General features: G+C 34.8%; 11 protein-coding genes. All 11 read right to left on the reverse strand.

Going from position 1 to position 7,543, the window contains the following annotated elements:
- Nucleotides 1–200 precede the first annotated feature (200 nt).
- The 11 genes from H4J62_RS19680 to H4J62_RS19730 all read right to left on the reverse strand — a co-directional run bounded on the left by H4J62_RS19680 (nucleotide 201) and on the right by H4J62_RS19730 (nucleotide 6,977).
- Entirely contained in the window at nucleotides 201–665 is a 465-nt protein-coding gene (locus tag H4J62_RS19680; protein WP_182218591.1) for a nuclear transport factor 2 family protein, read from the reverse strand.
- Nucleotides 666–784: 119 nt separating this feature from the next.
- Entirely contained in the window at nucleotides 785–1,228 is a 444-nt protein-coding gene (locus tag H4J62_RS19685; RefSeq protein WP_220469605.1) for a hypothetical protein, read from the reverse strand.
- A 148-nt stretch (nucleotides 1,229–1,376) separates the two neighbouring features.
- Nucleotides 1,377–1,724 carry a hypothetical protein gene (locus H4J62_RS19690; RefSeq protein WP_182218593.1) on the reverse strand — a complete coding sequence of 116 codons (348 nt, stop codon included), beginning with the start codon at nucleotides 1,722–1,724 and terminating at the stop codon, nucleotides 1,377–1,379.
- Between the two features lie 105 nt (nucleotides 1,725–1,829).
- On the reverse strand, nucleotides 1,830–2,297 hold the full coding sequence (locus H4J62_RS19695; RefSeq protein WP_182169385.1) for a DUF3592 domain-containing protein: 468 nt from the start codon (nucleotides 2,295–2,297) through the stop codon (nucleotides 1,830–1,832).
- Between the two features lie 160 nt (nucleotides 2,298–2,457).
- The gene (locus H4J62_RS19700; protein ID WP_182218594.1) at nucleotides 2,458–2,676 is read right to left on the reverse strand and encodes an Imm27 family immunity protein; all 219 of its coding nucleotides are present in this window, start codon (nucleotides 2,674–2,676) and stop codon (nucleotides 2,458–2,460) included.
- Between the two features lie 597 nt (nucleotides 2,677–3,273).
- Nucleotides 3,274–3,624, reverse strand: a complete 351-nt coding sequence (locus tag H4J62_RS19705) for a hypothetical protein (protein WP_182218595.1) — start codon at nucleotides 3,622–3,624, stop codon at nucleotides 3,274–3,276.
- Between the two features lie 126 nt (nucleotides 3,625–3,750).
- Nucleotides 3,751–4,080 carry a hypothetical protein gene (locus H4J62_RS19710; protein ID WP_182218599.1) on the reverse strand — a complete coding sequence of 110 codons (330 nt, stop codon included), beginning with the start codon at nucleotides 4,078–4,080 and terminating at the stop codon, nucleotides 3,751–3,753.
- Nucleotides 4,081–4,231: 151 nt separating this feature from the next.
- Nucleotides 4,232–4,738, reverse strand: a complete 507-nt coding sequence (locus tag H4J62_RS19715; RefSeq protein ID WP_182218601.1) for a GNAT family N-acetyltransferase — start codon at nucleotides 4,736–4,738, stop codon at nucleotides 4,232–4,234.
- 116 nt (nucleotides 4,739–4,854) lie between these two features.
- Complete coding sequence (locus tag H4J62_RS19720) at nucleotides 4,855–5,253, reverse strand: hypothetical protein (protein ID WP_182218602.1); 399 nt, start codon at nucleotides 5,251–5,253, stop codon at nucleotides 4,855–4,857.
- A 510-nt stretch (nucleotides 5,254–5,763) separates the two neighbouring features.
- Complete coding sequence (locus H4J62_RS19725; RefSeq protein WP_182231375.1) at nucleotides 5,764–6,105, reverse strand: hypothetical protein; 342 nt, start codon at nucleotides 6,103–6,105, stop codon at nucleotides 5,764–5,766.
- Nucleotides 6,106–6,572: 467 nt separating this feature from the next.
- Nucleotides 6,573–6,977 carry a hypothetical protein gene (locus H4J62_RS19730; RefSeq protein ID WP_182218604.1) on the reverse strand — a complete coding sequence of 135 codons (405 nt, stop codon included), beginning with the start codon at nucleotides 6,975–6,977 and terminating at the stop codon, nucleotides 6,573–6,575.
- Between the last annotated feature and the right edge of the window lie 566 nt (nucleotides 6,978–7,543).

Here is a 7,543-nt window from a genome sequence, read left to right on the forward strand (position 1 = left end):
TACCCGGTAGGCGAGAACGGCAATATCCGAGAATGTTGAAATGTTCAAAGAATAGGTACCCTGTTAAAAGTAAAAATGCCGTTCACCTTAAGTGAACGGCATTACCCATTAAGAGGCTTTTAATTGTTGGTTAAAATGTGTAGCGAAGCGAAACCGAGCAAACTGTTAGCAGTCCCGCTTGAAATGCTTGTAGGCATACATTAACCGTGATGTCGGCGGATATGCTTTACTAAACCTGATTCGTTAAACTCTAATGAGACAATATTAGTTTTACTATATTCAATGGTTTTATCTAAATGTGCAGGCTTAACTTTACCCATTTCAGTCATTTTTATAAAAACAACATTAGCCCCTACCATAATTTCGTTTATCTCAATATTGCTGTTTATAACTTCATCTTTTAGTTTACCAACCATATCTGAACGGAGTTTCGTTTTATCAGTATACGTAAACTTGAATTTAACATGTTCATCGATGAAATTATCAGATAATAGCGATATATAATGGTCTATTTCTTTAGTGGTTGTATTTGGTTGTTGGCGCGCATTTTTGGCTGATACAAATGCCTTTGCTTTTTCGATTAACTGATCTGCCGTGAACTTGTCATTTGCAGAAATTGAAAAAGATAAAATAAGGGATATGAATACTAAGGTTAATTTTTTCACTGAACTCTCCTTGTATGCCTAACGCCTTGCTAAGCGGCGCAGAATAGTTGGCTAAAATGTGTGAGTAACGAAGCGCAACCAACTGTTATGCGTCCGTTTGAGCAACTTATTAGCACTCTTTAGTTTGCAGCCTCTTGCTCTAAAAATATAGGCAATTCTTTCAAATTAGCATCTAGCTTATTAAGCTGCATGTTAAAGAATAAATTAAACGTATCTTCTACATCACTGGATTTCTCTGTTACATAAATAGTTACCCACCTAACTTCTTTCATTTTACCTAACCCAAAAAATGACTTTATTTTCTTTGGTTTCACTATTCCAATTAAGTAAGCAAACTCACCAGCGTTGCCAACTACTGACACAAATAGGTCAGTGCCTACGGTTTTGCTTTTAACGGATATTGTCGGCTCTGTCCCTTCATTAGAGAGACCAACCTGATCTTTCCAAGGGTAAGCTCTGAACTCCTTCACAAAAAGGGGATATGTAGCTTCGCCCTTTAAATCATATTGTTCAAAATCATATCCAGCTTTTTGAATGTCATAAGTAAATGTATTTGCTACCACATTTATCGTCCATGTTAATAGTATGATTAAAATTATCGAATTACGCATATTGAGTGCTAACGCCTTACTAAGAGGAAATTTATAGTTGACTAAAGTGTTGAACGCAGTGAAAACAGCTAACTGTAAATTTTCCTGCTTTAATGACTTGTTATATTTCGTCGTCAACGAACGGTGTACCTACTGTGTCATTGAGAACTGTATGACATTCCACTGAAAACCAACTATTGAAAAGTTCCATATTTCTAGTTTTGGGCCATAGAGATTCATCAGTATACCAGCCACTTAATTCGTCGATGAACAATAAATCTAAGTTTAACTTAATCCATCGTAGTAATGACTCCGGATCATCAGAGTCTTCGTTTGAGATAAGATAAACATTTAAGTCGTCGTTTGCTGAATCTAGCGTCAACTCTGGGGAGTTATATGGATCAGCTTTATTAATCCAATCAACTGCGGGTTTTTTATATCTTAATATTAAGGCTGCACGATTGAGCACATGTTCTCCTAGAAATATAACGCCTTACTAAGCGGCGCGAAATAGTTGGCTAAAATTGCGAGGAACGAAGCTAGCCAACTGTTTAGCGTCCGTTTAAGTAACTTGTTATATGCCTTGAACACCAGTATTTTTGAACAGTCTGATTAAATTAGCCAAAGAGAATATGGCCATTACAAACGAAACTACTGATAAGATATACAAAATATAATTAACAGTTACATCTAGATAAACAATTGTTGGGTTCTCCCTATTATAAATAGCCTCAACTAATGAGTTTTCTTTATAAAGCTTTAATTTCTCATTCGCCTCTTTAAAATTGTAAAGCTGATTCATATTGGAAATTTCTTTTCCAATATAACTATTACCATCAATCTCATATTGGTATTTTATATCTAGAATATAGCGTTCATCTTTATGTTCAACTCTCTTGATATCCGATGACATGATAATCGCCGGAGTTATTGGCCAATTACCAGCATTTAAGTTCCCTGCAATTTTAAAGGTTAAGAGACCAAGCCATAAAGAAGATCCGATTAGCATGAATCCAAAAAATAATTTGCTGTTTTTAAACATATCTCACTCTGCTTTATAAAAGTCTATCTGGAATACACACAATTCATCTTAGGCATATAACGCCTCATTAAGAGGCAAATGATAGTTGGCTAAAATAAGCGACGAAGGAGCAAATAGCCAGCTGTTATTTGTCCTGCTTAAATGCCTTGTTAGGTGTAAATTACACACCAAACTCTTTTTTGGCAACTAGTTCAGTAACTTGCTGAAGTTGCGGCTGCCCACCACCATGCATTTCTGCATTTAGATATGTGCACACCCAGTATTGATTTAACGTTTTATTTAAGTAGAGAGTATCCCAACCAGTTTTATCAGTTGCGACTTTAACGAGGTTAAGACTAATGTAGTTTTCAACTGCTTCACTCCCTGAAATTAAACTCATACTTACTTTACACCTAACGCCCCATTAAGAGGCAAATAATAGTTGGCTAAAATAAGCGACGAAGGAGCAAATAGCCAACTGTTATTTGTCCTGCTTGAATGGCTTGTTAGAGGTTTGATGCCACCAAAACTAAGCCGAATACAATAATTAACCCAACTATGAACAAGTTACCAGAATTTTTAGCAACTGCAACATGATCCTCTGCTATTGGATACATTGGCAAAGAAGACAACTCCCAAAATGAACATGCAATCCAGATAAATGGAAATAGAATTAAGCTGAAAAGACTATTTGTTTGAAGTAACAAAAAAATACTTAAACCTGCTCCCAATAATTTAAATGCTGTTGGCCAAGCAGATTGGAAACCAAAACGGTATTTAGAATGCACATAACTTAATTTATCGCATAATTTACATTGAGACGGCGAATTGGAGCCTGACCAAATTTTTGACCAAAAGCCGATTCCTTTCTCATTGCAGATTGGACAGGTAAACAAATAAAACCTCTAACGCCCCACTAAGAGGCAAATAATAGTTGGTTATAATAGAGAGCGAAGCGAACAAAACCAACTGTTATTTGTCCTGCTTGAGTGGCTTGTTATGTTGCAGCTTGCCCGCTACCTTCGAGTACAGGGCTATAAATACCCCAAATAGCAAACACTACTAATAATATTGACAAAACACCAAGCCAAATAAGCACCGACATAGATTTACTACTTTTACATTTACTCACTTTAAACAAGATAAAAGCAGAGATTAAACCTAAAATACCCCAGTAACGATAAGTGCCAATTAATAAAGATGTTTGAAATGGTAGCTCCGATTCAAACGAATCAAATACATTTTCAAATTCTTTAATGAAGATAAAAGATCCATACGCAAACAAGCCAAAATAAAGCGTTGAAGCTGTAGCGGCTAATATTTGAAAGTTACTCTTAATCTGATTCATGAACTGCATCTCCTTTTGCAACATAACGCCCCATTAAGAGGCAAATGATAGTTGGCTAAAATAAGCGACGAAGGAGCAAATAGCCAGCTGTTATTTGTCCTACTTGAATGGCTTGTTATGTGGTTTTTAACTACAGCCTGGTATTTTCTTTATATCAGAAACATAGTTCTCATAAACTTTACACGAGCATTTTACAAACGGGGAATCACTTGATTCAATCATTGAGTCAGGAAATTTTTCTGGTAACTTAGAAACACATTTATTAACTATTTCATCAGTCATAGTTGAGCACTCCTTACTAGTAACCCCCAAGCTATAAAAACCAGAGTCTTGCAAACACATTAAGTTCTTAACACCCAATTCAATGTCTGACCTTTTTGTAAGATCCTCTGAATGAGTATTAAAAGACAATATTGTGAGAATAGATAATACAGGTAAAAAAATGGTAAATTTCATGAGTAATCCTTTAGTCATTTTAAAAAATATAAATGTAGCAGCTAATACACGCGTGAACCACATAACGCCACGTTAAGCGGCAAAAAATTGTTGGCTAAAATTGTGAACGGAGTGAAACAGCCAACTGTTTTTTGTCCGTTTGAACGCCTTGTTAGCCCTGCGCTAAGAATCTCTCATGATATGCAACCGTGCCTTTAGGGTAAGAACCTTTAATTAACGCTGCTTGAAAATATTCTGGTGGAACATCAGGGAGCACTAAGCCATCTATAGGCTCAAAGCCAAATCGACGATAGTAATTAGGATCACCAAGTAATACACAGCCATTAGCATTGAGATTCTTTAATTCGTTAAGAGCTGCATGCATTAGCTTAGAGCCTATTCCCTTATTTTGTTCAGTTGGGACAACGGAAATGGGCCCCAAACCATACCAATCACTTGAACCATTCGAGATAGTAACTGGCGATAAAGCGACATGTCCAACTATTTTAGATGAGTCTTCAGCAACAATTGAAACAGACAACATTCCGGAACATCTCAATGCATCCACAATAAATTGTTCCGTGTGATCTGTATGCGGTGCATCAAGAAATGCTGCAATTGTAGTTTTATGAATATCTTGAATATCACTAGTTTTTTCTAGCCGAATATTAATACACACTGAAACATCTCCAAGTAGGGCTAACGCCACGTTAAGCGGCAAAAAATTGTTGGCTAAAATTGTGAACGGAGTGAAACAGCCAACTGTTTTTTGTCCGTTTGAACGTCTTGTTATATTTATGGGTAATGCCCTAATTTATGCTGTAAATCTAGAGTGTTATCAATTGATACTCTAAAGCCACAATCAAATGGAGTTACTCCGTTAATTGGGTGACAATCATAATTAATTGTCCATTCGCCATAATCGTAATCATAATAAACACCAGAACGATAATATAGTTGCCTTTCAATATCTTGTGATTGTAAAAACACCTCTGCTGATTTAACCACTTCATGAACAGATAATATTGGGACTTTGAAATCTATAAGATCTGTTTCAACTACTCGATCATAAGTATGTATTAAATCTTTTGCATGTTTCACAATAGGTTTATTATTTTCTGATAATTCATTCGCTGTTTGGCAAAATGACTGAAAACTGACGATACATATTATTAAAGATATAGATTTAATCAAAACTCCCCCCAGAATAAATATAACGCCCAATTAACAGGCAAAAAATGGTTGGCTAAAATAAGTGAACGTAGTGAACAAAAAGCCAACTGTTTTTTGTCCTTGTTGAATTTCTTGTTATGTTTACAGTACACCAAACGTTAATTTGACATTAAAATACTTAAACAAGAAACAATAACGATAATAAAAAACAACAGTAAAGCAGAAAACCGACCGAGCGTGTTACTACTTCTGTTCTTTATAGCCAGAAATAAACCATAAAGAGTTCCTGATAACGCTAAATACACAATTAATAACTTAGCCTGTTTAATAGAGATAAGTTCATAAAACATAGCGCTAGATATAACTAGGAATATCAAGGTGAATATAAAATTAAATGATGTAAAAAACTTTATCAAATGTGCAACCCAATAGAGGTAAACATAACGCCACATTAAGCGGCAAAAAATTGTTGGCTACAATGTTGAACGAAGTGAAAACAGCCAACTGTTTTTTGTCCGTTTGAATGCCTTGTTAGGTAAACATTAATGACGTAGTTAAACCGGTTATAACTTCTGAAGCCCATAAGCTGAAAAAATAAACAAATGATACAATTACTGCATGTTTATTTGAGAGCTCAAATTTAGATTTAGAACGGACAAAGACATAAAATATAGTTACCAGAATAATGGACAATAATATAATTAAATTGATTGTTGCATTTAGTTCTGTAATCCAAAGTAATAAACGTGTAGCAAATAGAACTATAAAAGGAATAGCTAAGAAGAACAAAACATCTTTGAATGTAGCTTTATTTGCAATAAATCTGTTTATTACAAAAAATAATACTATTGAAACTAAAATGACACCGAGCACAAATCTCTCCTTGTTTACCTAACGCCCTGTTAAGGGGCAAATTGTAGTTGGCTAAAATGTGAAGCGGAGCGGAACCAGCCAACTGTAATTTGTCCCGCTTGAACAGCTTGTTATAAGTATTATGCGCCTTGCTTATCTCTGACTTTCTTAAGAACAAACAATACAATTATATATACAAGGAAAATAGCTAAACTTAAAACCCATGTATAAGTTGGTTTAACAAAGCCACTGAAAGTCCATCCTTGAATGAAATAGCTAACGATACTTTCATAATTTTCAGTACCGTTAATTATTACATATGAAATAAGCCAACATATTAAATAAGAAACTGTAATGTAGCTAACTTTATTCAAATCATACTCATAAATTTAAATACTTATAACGCAACGTTAAGCGGCAAAAAATTGTTGGCTAAAATGTGAACGGAGTGAAACAGCCAACTGTTTTTTGTCCGTTTGAACGCCTTGTTAGGTGTTCTTTTTATTAGGTTTATTTAATTTAACAGTTGCTTCCGTACAACGCAAAGACAACCAAAAAATTGCAAGAGATATTAATAGATTAGATCCACCAATTTCGACTCCTGCAAGCACCATAAATGTTAGATATACACTATAAGTTGATAATAAAAGTAAACATGATGCAGCAATACGAGAATGCCACCTAAAAACTGCAAAGAGCAGGAACGCGTACAAGCTGAAATCAATTATAAAACCAATAGATGTTTCAATAATCAACTCTTGAAAAAATAGTCCAACGATCAAGCTTATTAAAGTTAAAATTGCGATTCCAAAAGTACAAGACTTGATCATAGCGATACAAGTCGATTTAGAATCTAAGGAATGAAAAACATTTATCTTTTGATCAACATCCATAGTTGAGAGATTCCCTGAACACCTAACGCCCATATTAAGCGGCAAAAATTAGTTGGCTAAAATGTTGAACGAAGTGAAAACAGCCAACTGTTTTTTGTCCGTTTGAATTGCTTGTTAGGTTAAAATTATTATAAAACCAGCTAGTTAAAGCAAACTTTGAAAGTTAATATAACCGCACCACGACTAAATGCCAAACCATTATTTTGAGCCAATTACACAAAAGTAGTTTTAGCGCAAAACACAAATGTTATTGCTGGACTCTCGACAATGATTCGCGACATTTATAAAACGTTTCGGCGAAAATCCACGAAACAGAATAACCACCAAACAAAAAATAGAAATACAAAAGTTGGTTAACCATTAAAACAGAAAAGTGGTGCCACCTAACGCCCCATTAAGAGGCAAATGATAGTTGGCTAAAATAAGCGACGAAGGAGCAAATAGCCAGCTGTTATTTGTCCTGCTTGAATGGCTTATAGTTGGACCAATCCATTTATCAATCGATTAGTTTACTATATTTGATAAGTGGAATATGCCTCTGTTGGTTACGAATATTGAACGGCAAA

The organism is Colwellia sp. BRX8-5 (genome assembly GCF_014077325.1).
Taxonomy (GTDB): Bacteria; Pseudomonadota; Gammaproteobacteria; order Enterobacterales; family Alteromonadaceae; genus Colwellia_A.